We start from the raw sequence: 16,440 nt of genomic DNA, 5'->3' as shown, positions 1-16,440 counted from the left end.
ATCATTCCTTGGTTTGCAGATGGGTATAGAGGTCGGCGCTGAGCTGGCAGTCTTGCTGGCTACGTTCTTTTTCCAGCGGTGCATTACCGGGGCGGTTGACACAGCTGCTGAAGTCCAGTGCGCTCAGTGCGTACGGCTCGGCGTTCCAGCCCTGTTGCTCCAAATGGATACGCAAGGCTATCCGCTGACCGGGGTAGGTGAGCCAGAGGCTCTGGGGAGTGCTGCCGTAGGTTTTCGACAGCGTTTGCCGTTGGCCTTCATCCAGCGGCACTCGCCCATCGGCATCGGTTTCACCCTGCAGCAGGACATCGCCCTCGTCGCCCATCTCGATGGTCCAGGGCGCATGAGCCAAGGGGAAACCTTCCTCACCCGGCACATCCTGCAAACGAATGTTGAACTGATAATCGCGTTGAAGTATGGGTGCCCCAGACAACGTCCCCACTTGTATCTGCTCCAACACATTCCCCGCCTTGTCGCTATCCGCCGCGCCCGGCAGCACCGGTGGCTTGATGCCGATGCCCGAACCCGTGCCCGGCGAGCCGCCGGCATCGATCCGCGCCAGCGGGCCGCCGAGGGTGATGCCGCCGGCGTCGAGCTTGATAAAGCTGCCGCCCGCCGCGAGGGTGAGTTCGTTGCCGGCCTCGATGACCATCTTTTGGCCGGCCTTGAGATGAATCTCGCGGCCGGCTTTGATCGCCTGGCTATGGCCGAGCCTGATGTGTTGTGCCTGGCCGATGCTGAGGTGATCGTCGGGCTTGATCTCCACCTTGCGATCGGCGGCGACGGTCAGGTGTTCCTCGGCCTGGAATTCGCTGTAGCTGTTGGCTTCCACGCGGTCGTGGCGTTCGTGGCCGACGCGGATCTTCTGGTCGTGCTCGATGTTCTGGTCCCAGTCGCGCTGGGCATGGAGGTAGATCTGCTCGGCGCCTTTGCGGTCCTCGATGCGCAGTTCGTTATAGCCGTCGCCGCCCGGCGAGCTGAGGGTCTTGAACACCGATCGGGTCTTGTGCGCCGGCAGCTCATAGGGTGCGACGTGCTCGGCGTGGTAGAGGCAGCCGGTGACCAGTGGCTGGTCGGGGTCGCCTTCGAGGAAGGTGACCAGCACTTCCATGCCCACCCGCGGGATGGCGACGCCGCCGTAGCGGTCGCCGGCCCAGCTGCTGGAGACGCGCAGCCAGCAGCTGCTCTTGTCGTCGCGTGCGCCTTCGCGATCCCAGTGGAATTGGACCTTCACGCGGCCGTGCGGGTCGCAGTGGATTTCCTCGCCGGCCGGGCCGGTGACCACGGCGGTCTGGCTGCCGAGGATTTTCGGTTTCGGGTGTTTCAGGGGCGGGCGGTAGGGGATGTCCCAGGGTGTGGCGAGGAAGCGGTTGCGGTAGCCCTGCTGGAAGCCGTCGTCTGGCTGGGTATCGCTGGTCGCCGACTCTTCCAGTACCTGCGGCTGGCGGCCCTGGTGGTGGATTTCGGTCAACAACCAGAGGTCGTTCCACTCCCGCCGCGGATGTTCGGAGATTTCCAGTAGATGACCGCTGACCAGCAAAGGCTGGTCGCTGTGGCCTTCGGCCCGTTGGTAGTCGTGACGGTGGCGCTCCAGGCTGCGCTGCGCCAGGTGCCTGCCACGGCTGCGCTCGGTGAAGCGACCGGGGTAGTCGTAGTCTTCCAGGTCCGGCAGCGGGCTGGCATCCGCCGCCTGCTCGCCGCGGTAGGCGGCTTGCATGCGCAGGCGCGGTTGCTCGAAGTCGTAGTCGCGGCGGCTGACGTGGCTGGTGCGGGTTTCCAGGCGCAGGCCGAAGCGCCTGATCACCGGCTCGTCGGCGCTCATGCCGCTGTCCTGCAGGTAGGCGGTGGGCCGGCCGAGCCTGGCGAAGCTGGTCTGGTCGTCGCCGAAGACCAGCACATGACCTTGGCGGTCATGCTCGAAGTGGTAGTGGATGCCTTCTTCCTCGCACAGGCGCTGAAGGAAGTGCAGGTCGCTCTCGTCGTACTGCACGCAGTAGTCGCGCGCCGGATAGAGCACCGGGCCGAGCTGGAAGCGGTGGCCGGTGTCGGCGAGGATGCCGTGCGCCTCGAGGATCCGGGCGATGATCTGCGGCACGCTGAGCTGCTGGAAGATGCGCTGGTTGCTGCGGTGGGCGAGGTAGGCCAGTTGCGGCACCAGGGTCAGGCTGTAGCGGGTCAGGCGCTTGCCGGATTCGCCCTGGGCAGCGCGGTGGATCAGGCCGTGGATGCCGCAGCCGTCGGGGTCGAAGGCGAGAAAGGCCGGCCGGTGCAACAGGGCTTCGAGGTCCAGGTCGGAGCGTTCGCTGACCAGTTCGAGGTCGAAGCGATAGGGCTGGGCGATGGCTTCGTGGCCGTCGAAGGCCAGCACCTGCAGGTCGTGCTCGATGCCCTCGATGGTCAGGCTGAAGCGGGTTTCATTGGCCGCAGTGAACATGGCGATTTCCTTGTGTGCGTGTCATCCGTGGGTGCATCCGAACCAGCGCCGCAGGCGATTCGTGGGGTGACGGCGAAAGGCTTGCAGCAGCCCCGCGACGTCGATCTGCCGTTGCGTTTCGTCGAACGCCAGGGCGGTGCGTAGCGCCGGCCAGCAGTGCGCCGGCAAATGCCGCGGGCACTGAAGCGAGCGGTCCAGCTCCATGGCCTTGGCCTGCCTGGCGCTGAGACGGCGAAACGGATGGCTGCCGCTGGCCAGTTCGTAGAGCACGCAGGCCACTGCGAAGAGGTCGGCGGCGGCCGTCAGCTCGCCGCCGTCGAGCAGCTCCAGCGCCGCATAGCGTGGCGTCCAGGCGGAGAAGCGATTGCGGCACAGGCGCGGCAGGCCGGGCAACAGCCCTTCCATTGGCTGGCCGAGGCCGTAATCGAACAAGCGCAGGCCGTCGTCGGCGAGCATCACGTTGCTCGGCTTGAGGTCGCCGTGCAGCACGCCGAGGCCGTGGGAATAGGCCAGGGCTTCCAGCAGCGCCAGGGCGATCTCGCGCAGTTCGTCCCAGGGCAGGCCCCCGGGGCGTTCGGCGAGCAGTTCGTCGAGCGTCGGCCCCTTGAGCAGTTCCAGGGTGATGAAGGCGCGCTGGCTGGTCGGGTCGACGTCGAACTGGTACAGGCGTACCACGTGGCGATGGCTGAGCCGCGTGGTCAGGGCATATTCGCTGTAGAGCAGGGCGCTGGCGTCGGGGTATTCGGCGAAGTCCTCGCTGAGGGTCTTCAGCGCCACGTGCGGCTGTGGATCGCCGTACTGCTCGCGCAGCAGGTCGCGGGCGCGATAGACCGCGCCCATGCCGCCGACGCCGAGCAGGCGTTCGATCCGGTAGCGGCCGGCGAACACCTCCGGCAGCGCGCCGGGTGCTGCCCGCGGTTCGGCCGGTGGCGGCGCGGCGGCGGTGGCCGCCAGGGCGAAGTAGGTGAGGTCGGAGGCTGGCTGTTGTGGGCTCATCGGCGGATCACCACCGCGCTGAGGTTGTCCCGCGCCGGCCCTTTCAGGGCCTGGCGAAACAGCTGCTCCAGTGTCAGGGAAATGGACGGCAGGCTCAGCGCGGCGCCGAGGGCGTCGGCGGCCATGCTCTGGTACAGGCCGTCGCTGCACAGCAGCAGGGTATCGCCGGGGTAGACCGCGAATTCGAGGATATCCAGCTCCAGGCTGTCGCTGGCGCCGATGGCGCGGGTCAGCGCATGGGCGGCTGGGTGTCGGGCGGCCAGTTCGGGGCTCAGTTGCTGCTGGTCGATCAGCTGCTGCAGCAGCGAATGGTCGCGCGACAGTTGATAGAGCCGGCCGCCGCGCCACAGGTAGCAGCGGCTGTCGCCGGCCCAGACGCAGGCCGCGCGCTCATCGTCCATCAGCAGGGCGACCACGGTGCTGCCGATCACCGGGTCGGGACGCGCGGCGGTCACCGTGAGTTCCTGGCTGAGCCGGCGATTCAGCTCGTGCAGGCAGCGGCGCAGCGCCAGCAGCCGCTGCGGCAGATCGCCCGCGGGGAGCTCGGCCAGTTGCTCGACGATCAGCCGGCTGGCCAGGGCGCCGTTCTGATGCCCGCCCATGCCGTCGGCCACCGCCCACAGGCCGGCCTGCGGCAGGTCGAGAAAGGCATCCTCGTTGCGTGCGCGAACCTTGCCGGTGTCGGTGCGCGCCGTGCTGCGCCAGCGGCTGGCCATGGCGGTCATCACAGCGTCGCCGGCAGCTTGAAGCCGCGCAGCAGCGCGAGATCGAACGGGTTCGGCGAGCGCTGGGCGTGCAGCAGGTAGTTGGCGCGCAGGCCGCCGAGGTCGGCCTTGAGCATCAGCACGTCGCGGCCGCTGTGGTAGTCGACCTGCATCAGGTCGATCAGGCGGAACAGCGACCAGGGGCCGGTATTCTTCTCGATGCCGACGCGGCGACCGCCGAGCTCCTCCACCACCAGGCTGGTACGACCGTCGTCGGCCTCGGCGGGCCAGCGGAAGGCGGTCTGCACGATGGGGCCGTGGCGGTATTCCAGCTGCTGGTTGCCGAAGCGGAAGTCGGCGCGGCCGAGGCTCGAATCCAGCGAATAGGGCTCGAGCTTGAACAGGATCAGCGGCTCGTTGGGGTTCTCGGCGAAGAAGCTGCGGCGAATGGTCTGCGCCCGGCTCATCTGCGCGAGGAACTGCTCCGACAGCGGCAGGCCGCGGCCATCGACGCGGCGCAGCTGGTACTGGCCGGCGCTGCCGCTGACGAAGGGCCTGAGGTAGCGCTCGAAGAAGCTGTCCGCCAGGCCCTGGGCCTTGAAGAACTCGCGGAAGTCGGCAAGGGCGACGTCGCTGGTGCTGTGGGCGCTGAACGGATAGCGTTCGCGCAGCGCGCCGCGGTAGCTGGCATAGAGCTCGTTGCGGTAGCGCTGGTTGAGGTAGTGATAGGCGTCGTTGAGCACCAGCGACCAGCTGTCCTCGGCCAGCAGGCCGAGCCATTGGCCCAGCGGCTGCGGCAGGCGTGCGGCGCTGTTGCGCAGCTGGTTGATGGCATCGCGCTGGCCGCTCATGCGTGCCTTGGCCAGTTCGAAGGCGGCCTGCTCCGGTGCGCTGGCATGGGCGAGCGCGGCCAGTTGCAGCTGCAGGGCATCGAGCGCCTGCAGGCTGGCGGCCAGTTCGGGACCCGCCGCGCCGTTGTCGTCGAGCAACTGGTGCAGCGGTGCGAAGCGCCGCTCCAGGGTCTTGCGCGCGGTGTCCGGCAGGTTCTTGAGCAGCGCCGCCTGGGCTTGCTCGGCCGCGGCGCTGGCCAGCTTGGCTACCTTGCCGAGCTTGCTGCCGGCTGCCTGGGCCGCTTCGGCGGCGTCACCGGCCTGCTCGGAGGCCTCGGCCAGCCCGGCGAAACGCGTGTTCTCGCGCACTTCCAGCAGCAACTGCAGCAGCGGCGAGTTGGCGGCGGTCAGCCCGGCGAGCTGGGCTGCGCCCTGGGCGGCGCTACCCGCCGGGAGGATGTTCAGCTGGGCGATCGCCTCGCTCCAGTGGGCGGCGTAATCGCGGAAGTACAGCTGTTCCATTTCCACCAGCAGACGGCTGAGGTCCTTGGCGCTGAGGCTGTCGCCTTCGCCGAGCACCCAGTTGTCGCGCAGGATTTCGCTGACCAGGTCGGCGCCCTGGGCGACGAACAGCGTCTGGTAGCCGCGCTGGGTATAGAAGCCGGGAATCGCCTGGTCGCCGCCGACGAACAGCCCGGCCTGTGGGCCGAGCCGCTGGTTCAGGCGGTAGTCGGGCAGGTTGCGCGCCTGGTCGCGCAGCATGCGGTACACCACGTTGGCCAGCGATTCGCTGCGCAGCTGGGCGCGCGCCTTGGCCACCAGATTATCGTTCAGCCGGTACGGGGCGAAGGATTCCTCCAGCAGACGCGCGAAGTGGGTGTTCAGCCCCTGCTGGGCGACGGCGTTGCCGCCATGGCGCAGCGACCAGTCGGCGGCCAGCCAGTCCTTGAGGAAGGCCGCATCGCGGCGTTCGGCGAGGTTCAGCATGAGGTAGGCGCGCAGGCTGCCGAGCAGCCGCTCGCGGTCGTTCAGGTTGGCGCGGATCTGTGCCTCCAGCTGGCGGCCGACGCGCGGCAGCAGCAGGGTCTCCAGGTCGCGGCGGTAGGCCTGGTGCAGCGTCGGGTCGACCGCTTCGCCCTGGTACAGACCGCCGCGGCGTAGCCAGGACACCTCATCGCGGGGCGGGAAGACCTGGGTTGCCGCATAGCTGCCATCCAGCACCGCGAGGGTGCGCAGGGCTTCGTCTGCGGCGGCGATGGCCTGGCGCTCGCCGCCGAGGGTCTGGGCGATGTCGCGCAGCCGTTCGAGGCGCTCGTGGTTGCCGGAGAAATTCAGCGCCCAGGCCGCGCCGAACAGCAGCAGGCAGCCAAAGGCACCGGCATAGAGCGCGCGCTGGCCCCAGTCGATGCGGCGTACCTCGCGTCGGTCGAGGCCCGCCAGCTCGGCTTCGGGGAAGATCACCCGGCTGAGCAGCTGGTTGATGAAGCGGGCACGGCCGCTGCGCAAGGTCGGCAGGGCGCCGCTGGCCAGGCCGAGCTGGCGGCCGATGCCGGCGGTGAGCGGGTCGAGTTCCTGCTGCAAGCGTGGTGCGCTGGTCAGGTAGAAGCCGCGCAGCTGGCTGGCGCGCTGGTAGCGGTTGCCGGCGAAGGCCAGTTCGATGAACAGGCTCAGGCGCTCGCCGATCCGTCCCAGTTGATGGGGAAAGTCGAGGATGCGACCGCGGCGCCGGGCATCGCGTTCCTGATGCATGCGCATGATCACCTGGCTGTTCAGGCGGCGCAGCAGTTCCTCGAATTCCTGGCGCACGACCTGCGCGTCGCTGCCGTTCTGTTCCTTGCGGAAGCTGGCGCCGAGCACCTGGTCGCTTTCCTCGCGCGACAGCTGGTCGAAGAATTCGTCGAAGCCGAGCACCTTGTCGGCCTTGCTCAGCACCAGGTAGACCGGCACATCGGCGTTCAGCCGCTGGTGGAGCTCCTGCAGGCGCTGGCGAGTCTGGCGGGCGAGGTTTTCCAGCTCCAGCTCGCTGCCGCCCTGCAGCTGGTCCACTGGCAGGTTCACCAGTACGCCGTTGAGCGGCCGCGCGCGGCGCTTGCGCAGCAGGCCGAGCAGGGTGTTCCAGGCGCTGCCGTCCACCGGTGCGTCGGGCTGGGTCAGGTAGCGGCCGGCGGTGTCGATGAGCACCGCATGGTCGGCGAAATACCAGTCGGCATAACGGGTGCCGGAGACGTCCTTGGTCAGGCGCTGCTGCTCGCTGCGGTTGAGCGGGAAATCCAGCCCGGAGAAATCCAGCAGGCTGGTCTTGCCGCTGCCCTGTGGGCCGAGTAGCAGGTACCAGGGCAGCTCGCTGCGCCATTTCTCGCTGCGCCCGCGGTAGAGACTGGAGGTTCTCAGTGTGCGCAACGCCTGCTTGAAGCGATGGCGCAGCTCCTGCTGCTCCTCGCCGATCAGGCCGTCGCGGCGCAGTTGTTCCTGTACGTCCTGGTCCTGCTCGTCACGCTTCTTGCGGACGCTGGCGCGCCAGCTGACGAAGACCATGGCCAGGCCCCAGCCGAGGAACAGCACGCTGATGCTCAGCAGGCGACTGCTGGGCGTTTCCCAGAACTTGTAGTCGTCGACCGCCAGCAGCGGCCCGGCGAACCACACCAGCACCGCGAGCAGCAACACCAGCAGCAGGCTCCAGACCCAGGTCCGGCGCAGAAAGGCGCCGAGTTTGGCGAAGAAGTTCTTCATTTCATTCCATCCCTGAAAGCGTTGAATCCACGGCGTTCGTCCCCAACGCCCGATAAGGCTGCAGCACCGCCTCCCGTTGCTCGCCCAGCACCCAGGCGAAGCCGCCATAGATCACCCCGAGGCAGGCCAGGGTGAACAGCGCCACCAGCCACCACGGCACGATGCGCACCAGGCGCCGGCGGCTGTCCTTGAGGCCCTCCCAGTGCGGTGACAGCTCGCGCGGGATGTCGCCGCGCATCTGCCGGATCTGCCGGTAGAGGCTGTCGCGTACCGCTTCCAGCTCGAGCATGCCGCGCGGCAGCACGCGGTACTTGCCCTCGAAGCCGAGGGACAGGCAGAGGTACATCAGCTCCAGCATCGGCAGGTGCTTGACCGGGTTGCGCGACAGCCGCTCGAGCAGCTGGAAGAACTTCTCGCCGCCGAAGGTTTCGTTGTGGAAGGAGGACAGCAGGCTCATCTGCGACCATTCGCTCTCGTTGCCCCAGGGCGTGGTCACCACGGCCTCGTCGAGCACGGTGCAGAGCACGTAGCGCGCCGCCATCACCTGGCTGCTCTCGGCGCCGTCGTGCAGGGCGCGGTGCTCGAACAGTTTGATCGCGCTGCCGAGCTGGTTGTGCAGCGCCTGCAGGTCTTCGCTCTCCTGGCTGTGCTTGAAGCGCACCACTTCCGACAGCAGCGGCGAGGCGGCGGCCACCAGCGGGTTGAGGCTGATGTTGAAGGTTTCCGCCGGGCGCAGGCGCGCAGCGTAGATCATCCGCTCTTCCAGCTGCTCGAAACGCGGCGGCGTGTCGAAGTCGGTCAGCGGGCTCTGCGCCGGCGCTTCGCCGGTGCGGTTGACGATGACCGTGCGGTCGTTCTGTTCCATTTCCCTGATCATGTCGCTAGTCCCTGACCGCCCAGAATTTCAGTTCGAGCCCGGCGAAGTCGCCGGACACATGGAAGGCGAAGCCGCCGGAGCGCTCCAGCTGCGCCTGGTCCTCGGAGCTGAGTTCCAGGGCGAAATAGGTCTTGCCGGCGTGGAAGGGAATCTGCCGCGGCGCCACCGGCAGCGGCTTGAGGCGGATGCCCGGCAGGTGCAGGTTGACCAGCTGGCGGATGCGCTCCACCGGGCCGATCTTCAGGTGCGCCGGCAGGCGCGTGCGCAGGGTCTCCGAGTCGCACTGGGCGCTGGCGGCGAGGACGAAGGCGGCCGAGCCGAGCAGCTTGTGGTCGTGCAGCGGCGAGACCTGGATGCCGTACTGACGCTGCTGCAGCAGCAGCTCGATGGCATGCTGCTCGAGCACCATCGACAGCACCTGGCGAATCGCGTCCATCAGCTTGCGGAAGCTCGCGCCCTGGTCGCTGTGCTGGTAGCGGCCGTCCAGGCGCGGGCGCTTGCTCTCGCCGGAGAAGGTCGCCAGTTCGCCGAGCAGGCCGAGCAGGTCGCGATAGATCTGCTCCGGATGCACCTGCTCGACGCCCAGGTAGTGGCGCAGCACCGGTTCGTGGCGGTTGATCAGCTGCAGCATCATGAAGTCGCCGACCTCGGCGCCGCCGACCTTGCCGGTGGCGCTGATGCGCTCGGCGAGGGTGTCGCCGCGGTGGGCGAGCATGCTGATCACTTCCTTCAGGCAGGACAGCAGGTAGCCGGAGGCCTGGAAGTTGACGTAGGTGGGGATGAATTCCGGATCGAGGCTGATCACCCCGTCCGGCGTGGTATCCAGCACCTCGCACAGTTGCAGCTTCACGTAGGCCTGGTCGCTCTGCTGCTCGCCCAGCAGCAGGCGGAAATCCGGCAGCCCGGTGCCGACCTGGCTGGTGCTGCTGTCGCCGGCATTGGAATCGGCGACGTCCAGTTCATGGGCGGTATAGCGCGCCAGCACGTCCTTCTGCTCGGGGCGGCGGGTCTCGATGTGGTTGCCGGTGACCAGCGGCAGCGCCAGGTACACCGGCGTGCTGCCGGTGTTCGGCGGGATGTCCAGCGCCAGTGGCTCGCGCTCGCTGCCCAGCTCGAACAGCGTGCCGTCCGGGAGGATGCCGCTGGCCTGGCTGAGCACCAGCTTGCCCATGTTGAGGAACTGGCGGTCGATCTCCAGGTTGAAGAAACCCCAGGCATAGCTGGCCAGCTTCTGGGTGCGCGCCTTGAGTTGATGATCGTAGTAGCGATCGTTCTGCTGGAAGTGCTGCGGGCGCAGCAGCATGCCTTCCTGCCAGACAACTTTGTGCAGGCTCATGCTCATTTACCTTCTTCGGCGAGCGGATCGAACGGGGCGATGCCGCGTTCGTCGAGTGTCAGTGCGACGCGGGTGTGCTCCTGCGGCGGCAGGGCGATGACGTAGCGCCAGTTGGCTTCCGGCAGGTCGCGATAGGCGGCGAGCACGCCGACGTAGCGGCTGCCGTCGCGTACCGAGAGCTTGAGCGCGCGGCTTTCGCCCGGACGCAATTCCAGTTCCTCGAAGGTCACCAGGTCCGGGGCCAGGGCTTCCTTGGGGCGCTGGTAGAGGGCGAAGAAATCACCGTTCTCGAACGCCACCGGGTGCTGGAGCTCCAGCAGGCGCAGCACGATCGGCGAGGGCCGGCCATTGAGGTCGGGGTTGAGGCGGTCACTGCCGTGCAGTTCGAGGTCCAGCTTGGTCAGCCTGGAATAGGGCGACAGCGTCGAGCAGCCGCCCAGCACGAGCAGCGCGGCCAGCATGGCCAGGGTGATGCGACGGGGCATGGGGATCATCCTTGATGGGTGGAATCGAGCGTAGCGATCAGGCGCACCTGCTCCTCGTAGGTCTTGGCGAAATCGCGGGCGAACAGCCGTTCGCGCCAGTCGCCGTCCTGGCCGAGGCGGTGGTGCAGGCGGCGATAGGCGCGCCAGCGGCTGCCGGCGGTGGCGAGCAGTGGCTTGCGGCCGTCGCGCTCGAAGCGCAGTGCCAGCTGCTCCGGGGCGAACTGCTCGAACATGGCCTGCACTGCCGCGCGGCTGGCCGCCAGCAGCGCGACCTGATGTGCCTGCAGGTCGCGGAAGGCGCGGCCGATCGCCTGTTCGGCCGGCAGTTGCCCTGGTTTGCCGCCGCGCAGCAGGGCGGTCATCGCCTCGCCGCTGTCGGCGCCGAGCTTGAGCGGATTGTTGCCGGCGCTCTGCACGGTGGTCAGCGCCAGGCGCAGCTCGTTCTTCAGCTCGCTGCGGGTGCGCAGGCTCTGCTGCAGGCCGGCGACGCTCTGCCGGAGCAGGCGGGCGGCGTGCAGCGCCAGTACCTGGCGCTGCTCCTCGTCGAGATCGTCGAGATCGACGCCGAGTGCGTCGCCGAAACGCTCCCAGAAACCCTGCGGCAGGCGCTCGGGCTGGGCCTCGGGCCTGGGTTCGGGCGCGGCCTGCGGTATGACCAGTTCGGGCAGCGGCAGGCTTTCCATGTCGATGCGCGCATAGTCGCGCTGCTGGGCCTGGCGCTGTGGCGCGCCGAGGGCCAGGTCGAGGTCGTCGACCTCGGCGTAGACGCGCTCCTGCTGGTCCATGGCGACCAGCGGGTCGAGGTCGAGGAAGGCGTCGTCGGGGATGATGCTGCCGGCCGGCTGCGGCCGGCCGATGTCACCTTCGAACAGCGCCGGGTCCTGGACCAGCCGTGCGCGGATTTCGAAGTCGCCCAGGCAGTAGACGTTGCCGTGTTCGACCCGCTGCGGCTGGCCCTTGACCAGGCTGGCGCCGCTGTCCTTGAGCTGGATGCCGTTGCTGCTGGTATCGGTGAGGAAGAAGGCGCCGTCGCGGTAGCTGATCACCGCATGACGCCCGGAGAGCACGCGCTTGCGGTCGGGAATCACCCAGTCGCAGCCCTCGGCCCGGCCGATCACGCCGCCGGCCTGCTTGAAGGTTTTGGTGGTCAGCAGCCCGGGCACGAATTGCTGGGCGCCGACCATATCGAAGACCAGTTCCATGGTGGTGTCGCTCCTTGCGGTCACTTGCCGCGGTTCAGGGCCTGCGGATCGCCCAGCGGGCGGTATTGGTCGTCGCTGAATTTGTAGTTGCCGGTGCAGCCGGCGAGCGCCAGCGCCAGGACAAGCAGCGCGGTGGACCCAGAGATGGTTTTCACGAATGTCTCCATTTTTCGTAGTTGTGCGGGCAGGCTTCAGTGGGCGGCAGGCCCGGTTGGCGCCTTCGCGTAGCAAGCATCCAGTGCCTCCACCACCAGGCAATCGGGGCGGATCTGCAGCTCCATGCCGTCGATGAGCTGGCCGAGGTCCATGTCCGGGGCGAACACGTTGTGCCGGGGGCGCTCGCGGTGCAGGGTCAGCCGGTCGCCGGACTGGCTCCAGCGACCGCGGGTATACACATCGAGAATCCCGTACGACATGGCGGCTTCGAAACTGCCATCCTCGTTCAGCAGCAGTTCCGAGCCCATCTCCATGGCCCCCTGCAGGAGGTAATGGCCAGCCAGGGTTCGATCGATCGGCGCGCTGCTGGCACAGGCGGCCAACAGCAGGCTTGAAGCAAGGGCGGCGATTCCTTTCATCGGCGTAGTCCTTGGATACGGGGTACGGGAAGGCGCTCAGTCGCTGTGCGCCGTGCTACGGAGCGCCTGCAGCGCCGGGCGATGCCTTCGGCGGGCGAATGCTGGGAGGTGTCTGATCGGTGGCATGGCGTCTTTCCTTCCTTAGAGATCGGCCGGGCTGATATTCAGCCGTTCCATTCGGTAGAGCAGGGTGCGGCGCGGCAGGCCGAGTTCGCGGGCGGCCTGGCTCTGGTTGCCGCGGTTCTTGCGCAGGCAGTCCATCAGCAGGCTCCGTTCGACGCGCTCCATGCGCTCGCGCAGGTTCAGGCCGCGCTCGGGGTCTGCTGCCACCCGTAGATCGAAGTGCTCCGGCAGCAGCTCGCCGCCCTCGCAGAGCAGCACGGCGCGCTCCACCAGGCTCTTCAGTTCCCGTACGTTGCCGGGGAAGGCATAGCCTGCCAGAAGCGCCAGCGTGGTATCGGACCAGCGGCACAAATCGCGTTGCAGGAAGGCGCAGGCCTTGTCGGCAAAATGTCGCGCCAGGCGCAGAATGTCCTCGTCGCGCTCGCGCAGCGGCGGCAGGGCGATGGGGAAGTTGGAGAGGCGGTAGAACAGATCCTCGCGGAATTGCCCGTCCTCCACCTGGGCGCGCAGGTCGCGATGGGTGGCGGCGACGATGCGCACGTCGACCTTGTGCGTCTCGCTGCTGCCCAGCGGACGCACCTCGCCTTCCTGCAGCACGCGCAAGAGCTTGGCCTGCAGCAGCAGCGGCATGTCGCCGATCTCGTCGAGGAACAGGGTGCCGCCATCGGCGGCGTCGAGCAGGCCGGCCCGGTCGCGGTCGGCGCCGGTGAAGGCGCCCTTGCGATAGCCGAACAGTTCGCTTTCCAGCAGGTGTTCCGGCAGCGAGGCGCAGTTCTGTGCAACGAAGGCCTTGCTGCGCCGGCTGCCGCAATCATGAATGGCGCGTGCCACCAGTTCCTTGCCGGTGCCGGTTTCGCCGGTGACCAGCACGCTGACCGGGCTGTGCAGCACCCGGCCGATCAGCTGGTAGACCGCGCGCATGCCCGAGCTGTCGCCGATCAGGCCGTAGCCGCTGGCGCAGGGGGACGCGGCCGCGGGCTGCGGGGCGTCGTGGCCGGGCGTACGCAGGCGCTGCAACAGGTGCAGCTGGGCGATGCCGAAGGCGCCGAGCTGCGCCAGCGGGCCGCTGGCCGACTGCAGGTCACGGGGCTGCGTGCTGGCGACGAGCAGCAGGCCGGCGACGTGCCCATCCTCGTCCGGCAGCGGCAGGCAGAGCAGGCTGCGCCAGGGGCGCAGGCTCTCCGGCAGGAAGCCGGTGGCATGCACGCTGTGGTCCAGTTCGAGGAAGCAGAGCGTCTGGTTCTGGCACAGGCAGTACTGCAGTAGCTGCTCGCCGTCATAGTCGCTGGGCAGGCTCGCCGCGGCCCGTGGTTGCAGCTGGCCGTCATGCCATTCGGCCGAGAGGGTCAGGCGGGTGTGGGTCGCATCCAGCAGATAGAGCTGGCTCAGCGGGCAATCGCTCAGCTGCGCCGCGGTTTCCACCAGCCCGCCGAGCAACTGCTCGACGCTGGCGGCGCGCGCCAGCCTGGCGAAGCGTTGCAGCAGGGCTTCGGCGTAGCGCAGCGGCTGGGCCATCGGGCCGAGCTGGGATACCTCAAGCGAACTCACAGGTCAGCGCTCCGTCGGCATCCAGCGTGGCATGCACGCGCTGCAGGGTTTCGCCGCCGGCCATGGCCGCGAGCAGGCGATCGACCACGCGCGGCTGCAGGTGCTGGTCGATCAGGCGGTCGATCAGCCGTGCGCCGCTGTCGTTGCCGCTGCAGCGCTCGGCCAGGTGTGCGACCAGCGCCGGGCAGTGGCTGAAGTGCAGCTGGCGACGTTGCAGGCGCTCGCCGAAGCGCGCCAGCTTGAGGGCGACCAGTTCGTGCAGCACCTCGCCCTCGACCGGGTAGTAGGGCACCACGCGCATGCGCGCCAGCAGGGCCGGCTTGAAATGCTGGCTCAGCGCCGGGCGGATGGCCTGTTCCAGATCCTCCGCCGCAGGGTGGTCGCCGCCCTGGCAGAGCTCGGCGATGCGCTCGCTGGCGAGGTTGGAGGTCATCAGGATCAGGGTGTTGCGAAAATCGATCTCGCGCCCTTCGCCGTCGTTGGCCACACCCTTGTCGAAGATCTGGTAGAAGACGTTCATCACGTCCGGATCGGCCTTCTCCACTTCGTCGAGCAGCACCACCGAATAGGGCTTCTGGCGCACCGCCTCGGTGAGCATGCCGCCCTCGCCATAGCCGACGTAGCCCGGCGGCGCGCCGATCAGCCGGGAAACGCTGTGCCTCTCCTGGAATTCGGACATGTTGATGGTGGTGAGGAAGCGCTCGCCGCCATACAGCAGGTCGGCCAGCGCCAGCGCGGTCTCGGTCTTGCCGACGCCGCTGGGACCGACCAGCAGGAACACCCCCACCGGTGCGTCGGGGCGGTTCAGCCCGGCGGCGGTGGCGCGCATGGCGCGATCCAGCGCGGCGACCGCCTGCTCCTGGCCGCGCACGCGCTGGCGCAGGTCGGCGGCGAAGGTGACGACCTTGGCGTTGTGCTCGCGGGCCAGTTGCGACAGCGGTACGCCGGTCCAGTGGCTGATCACCTCGGCGACCAGGCGCGGACAGACCTCGTGGCTGACCAGGCGCTGTTCCGCCTGGGCGCTGGCCAATTCGCCCTGCACGCTGCGCAGTTCGGCCTCCAGTGCGGCCAGGTCGGGCTGCGCGGCGCTGGCTTCGCCCGGTGCTTCCCGCTGCGCCGTCGGACGTGCGGCGGCGCATTGCTTGCGCAACTCCAGCAGGCGCTCGGCCAGTGCGCGCTGGGCGGTCCAGCGGCCGGTCAGCTGTTGCAGTTCGGTGCGTGCGGTCGTCAGGCGGTTATCCAGGGCGTCCAGGATCGCGTCGTCGAGCGGCAGGCCGGCGTCCAGGTCACGGCGCATGGCCTCGCGCTGACGTTCGCTTTCGGCGATCTCGCCGCGCAGCCGCTCCAGCGCCTCGGGCGCGGCGGCGAGGCTGATGCGCACCCGCGCGCAGGCGGTATCCAGCACGTCCACTGCCTTGTCCGGCAACTGGCGGCCGGCGAGATAGCGCGCCGACAGTTCGGCGGCCGCGGCCACCGCGTCGTCGCGCAGGTAGATGCCGTGGCTCTGCTCGTAGACCGGCGCCAGCCCGCGCAGGATGGTGGTGGCCTCGGCGACGGTCGGCTCGTGCAGCTGCACCGGCTGGAAGCGCCGCGCCAGCGCCGGGTCCTTCTCGAAGTACTTCTTGTATTCGCTCCAGGTGGTGGCGGCGATGGTGCGCAGCTCGCCACGGGCCAGGGCGGGTTTCAGCAGGTTGGCCGCATCGCCGCTGCCGGCCTGGCCGCCGGCGCCGATCAGCGTGTGCGCCTCATCGATGAACAGGATGATCGGCTTGGGCGAGCCTTTTACTTCGTCGATCACCCCCTGCAGGCGGCGCTCGAACTCGCCCTTGACGCTGGCGCCGGCCTGCAGCAGGCCGAGGTCGAGGCACAGCAGGCGCACGCCCTTGAGCGCCTCCGGCACCTCGCCGGCAGCGATGCGCAGGGCCAGGCCTTCGACGATGGCGGTCTTGCCGACACCGGCCTCGCCGACCACGATCGGGTTGTTCTTGCGGCGCCGGGCGAGGATGTCGATCATCTGGCGAATCGCCGCGTCGCGGCAGAGTACCGGGTCGAGCTTGCCGTCGCGGGCGCGCTGGGTGAAGTCGTGGGTGAAGCGCGCCAGGTTCGACGCCTCGCCTGCGGCCGGCTGGGCGCCACTCGGCTGCCCTTGCTGGCTGAGGGCGAACTCGCGCAGGCGCTCGGCATTCAATTGGCCCAGCAGCCGCTGGTAATGGCTGCCGGCATGGCGCAGCGGGTTGCGCAGCAGGGCGAGGATCAGCGCGGCCGGGTCGATCTGGCTCGCGCCCAGCTCCAGATTGGCGACCAGCAGGGCATCCTGCAGCCATTGCACCAGTTCGCCGGAGAACACCGGGTTGCGCGATTCGCTGGATTCGCCGCGCGGCTGCAGGGCCTGGGCCAGTTCGCCGGGCTCCACCGCGGCATCCTGCAGGGCCCGTTGCAGCAGGCCGTCGGGGCGCTCGAGCAGGCCGAGCAGCAGGTCCTCGACGAGGATCTTGCTGCCACCGCGCGCTACGCAGCGCTCGGCGGCATTTTCCAGGTCGCGCCTGGTTTCGGCATCCAGTGCCTGCACCAGCTGTTGTAGGTCGATATTGATCATCTTT

General features: G+C 68.5%; 12 protein-coding genes. All 12 read right to left on the bottom strand.

Annotated elements, in window-relative coordinates; genetic code table 11:
* Position 1 precedes the first annotated feature (1 nt).
* The 12 genes from tssI to tssH all read right to left on the bottom strand — a co-directional run bounded on the left by tssI (position 2) and on the right by tssH (position 16,436).
* Positions 2–2,434: a type VI secretion system tip protein TssI/VgrG gene (gene tssI / locus CXK94_RS20550; protein WP_102895697.1), complete on the bottom strand. Its 2,433-nt coding sequence runs from the start codon at positions 2,432–2,434 to the stop codon at positions 2–4.
* A gap of 21 nt (positions 2,435–2,455) precedes the next feature.
* Complete coding sequence (locus tag CXK94_RS20545; RefSeq protein WP_102895696.1) at positions 2,456–3,430, bottom strand: serine/threonine-protein kinase; 975 nt, start codon at positions 3,428–3,430, stop codon at positions 2,456–2,458.
* Positions 3,427–4,155, bottom strand: a complete 729-nt coding sequence (locus tag CXK94_RS20540; protein ID WP_102895695.1) for a PP2C family protein-serine/threonine phosphatase — start codon at positions 4,153–4,155, stop codon at positions 3,427–3,429. Before CXK94_RS20540 ends, CXK94_RS20545 begins: the two co-directional genes overlap by 4 nt.
* The gene (gene tssM, locus CXK94_RS20535) at positions 4,155–7,694 is read right to left on the bottom strand and encodes a type VI secretion system membrane subunit TssM (protein ID WP_102895694.1); all 3,540 of its coding nucleotides are present in this window, start codon (positions 7,692–7,694) and stop codon (positions 4,155–4,157) included. The genes CXK94_RS20540 and tssM overlap by 1 nt, the downstream gene beginning before the upstream one ends.
* A 1-nt stretch (position 7,695) precedes the next feature.
* On the bottom strand, positions 7,696–8,571 hold the full coding sequence (gene icmH / locus CXK94_RS20530) for a type IVB secretion system protein IcmH/DotU (RefSeq protein WP_102895693.1): 876 nt from the start codon (positions 8,569–8,571) through the stop codon (positions 7,696–7,698).
* Positions 8,572–8,575: 4 nt separating this feature from the next.
* A complete protein-coding gene (gene tssK / locus CXK94_RS20525) occupies positions 8,576–9,907 on the bottom strand; it encodes a type VI secretion system baseplate subunit TssK (RefSeq protein WP_102895712.1) in 1,332 nt (443 codons plus the stop codon).
* 2 nt (positions 9,908–9,909) lie between these two features.
* A complete protein-coding gene (gene tssJ / locus CXK94_RS20520) occupies positions 9,910–10,392 on the bottom strand; it encodes a type VI secretion system lipoprotein TssJ (protein WP_102895692.1) in 483 nt (160 codons plus the stop codon).
* A gap of 5 nt (positions 10,393–10,397) precedes the next feature.
* Positions 10,398–11,594, bottom strand: a complete 1,197-nt coding sequence (gene tagH, locus CXK94_RS20515; protein ID WP_102895691.1) for a type VI secretion system-associated FHA domain protein TagH — start codon at positions 11,592–11,594, stop codon at positions 10,398–10,400.
* Between the two features lie 20 nt (positions 11,595–11,614).
* Positions 11,615–11,749 (bottom strand): type VI secretion protein, encoded by a 135-nt coding sequence (locus CXK94_RS20510; protein ID WP_256046222.1) that lies wholly within the window; start codon positions 11,747–11,749, stop codon positions 11,615–11,617.
* 36 nt (positions 11,750–11,785) lie between these two features.
* The gene (locus CXK94_RS20505) at positions 11,786–12,169 is read right to left on the bottom strand and encodes a hypothetical protein (RefSeq protein ID WP_051497196.1); all 384 of its coding nucleotides are present in this window, start codon (positions 12,167–12,169) and stop codon (positions 11,786–11,788) included.
* A gap of 141 nt (positions 12,170–12,310) precedes the next feature.
* Complete coding sequence (locus CXK94_RS20500) at positions 12,311–13,807, bottom strand: sigma-54 interaction domain-containing protein (protein ID WP_102895689.1); 1,497 nt, start codon at positions 13,805–13,807, stop codon at positions 12,311–12,313.
* Positions 13,808–13,826: 19 nt separating this feature from the next.
* Complete coding sequence (tssH, locus tag CXK94_RS20495; RefSeq protein WP_102895688.1) at positions 13,827–16,436, bottom strand: type VI secretion system ATPase TssH; 2,610 nt, start codon at positions 16,434–16,436, stop codon at positions 13,827–13,829.
* Positions 16,437–16,440: the final 4 nt, after the last annotated feature.

The sequence above is a fragment of the Stutzerimonas stutzeri genome (genome assembly GCF_002890915.1).
Lineage (GTDB): Bacteria > Pseudomonadota > Gammaproteobacteria > Pseudomonadales > Pseudomonadaceae > Stutzerimonas > Stutzerimonas stutzeri_AF.
This window is presented reverse-complemented; position numbering and strand designations above follow the sequence as displayed.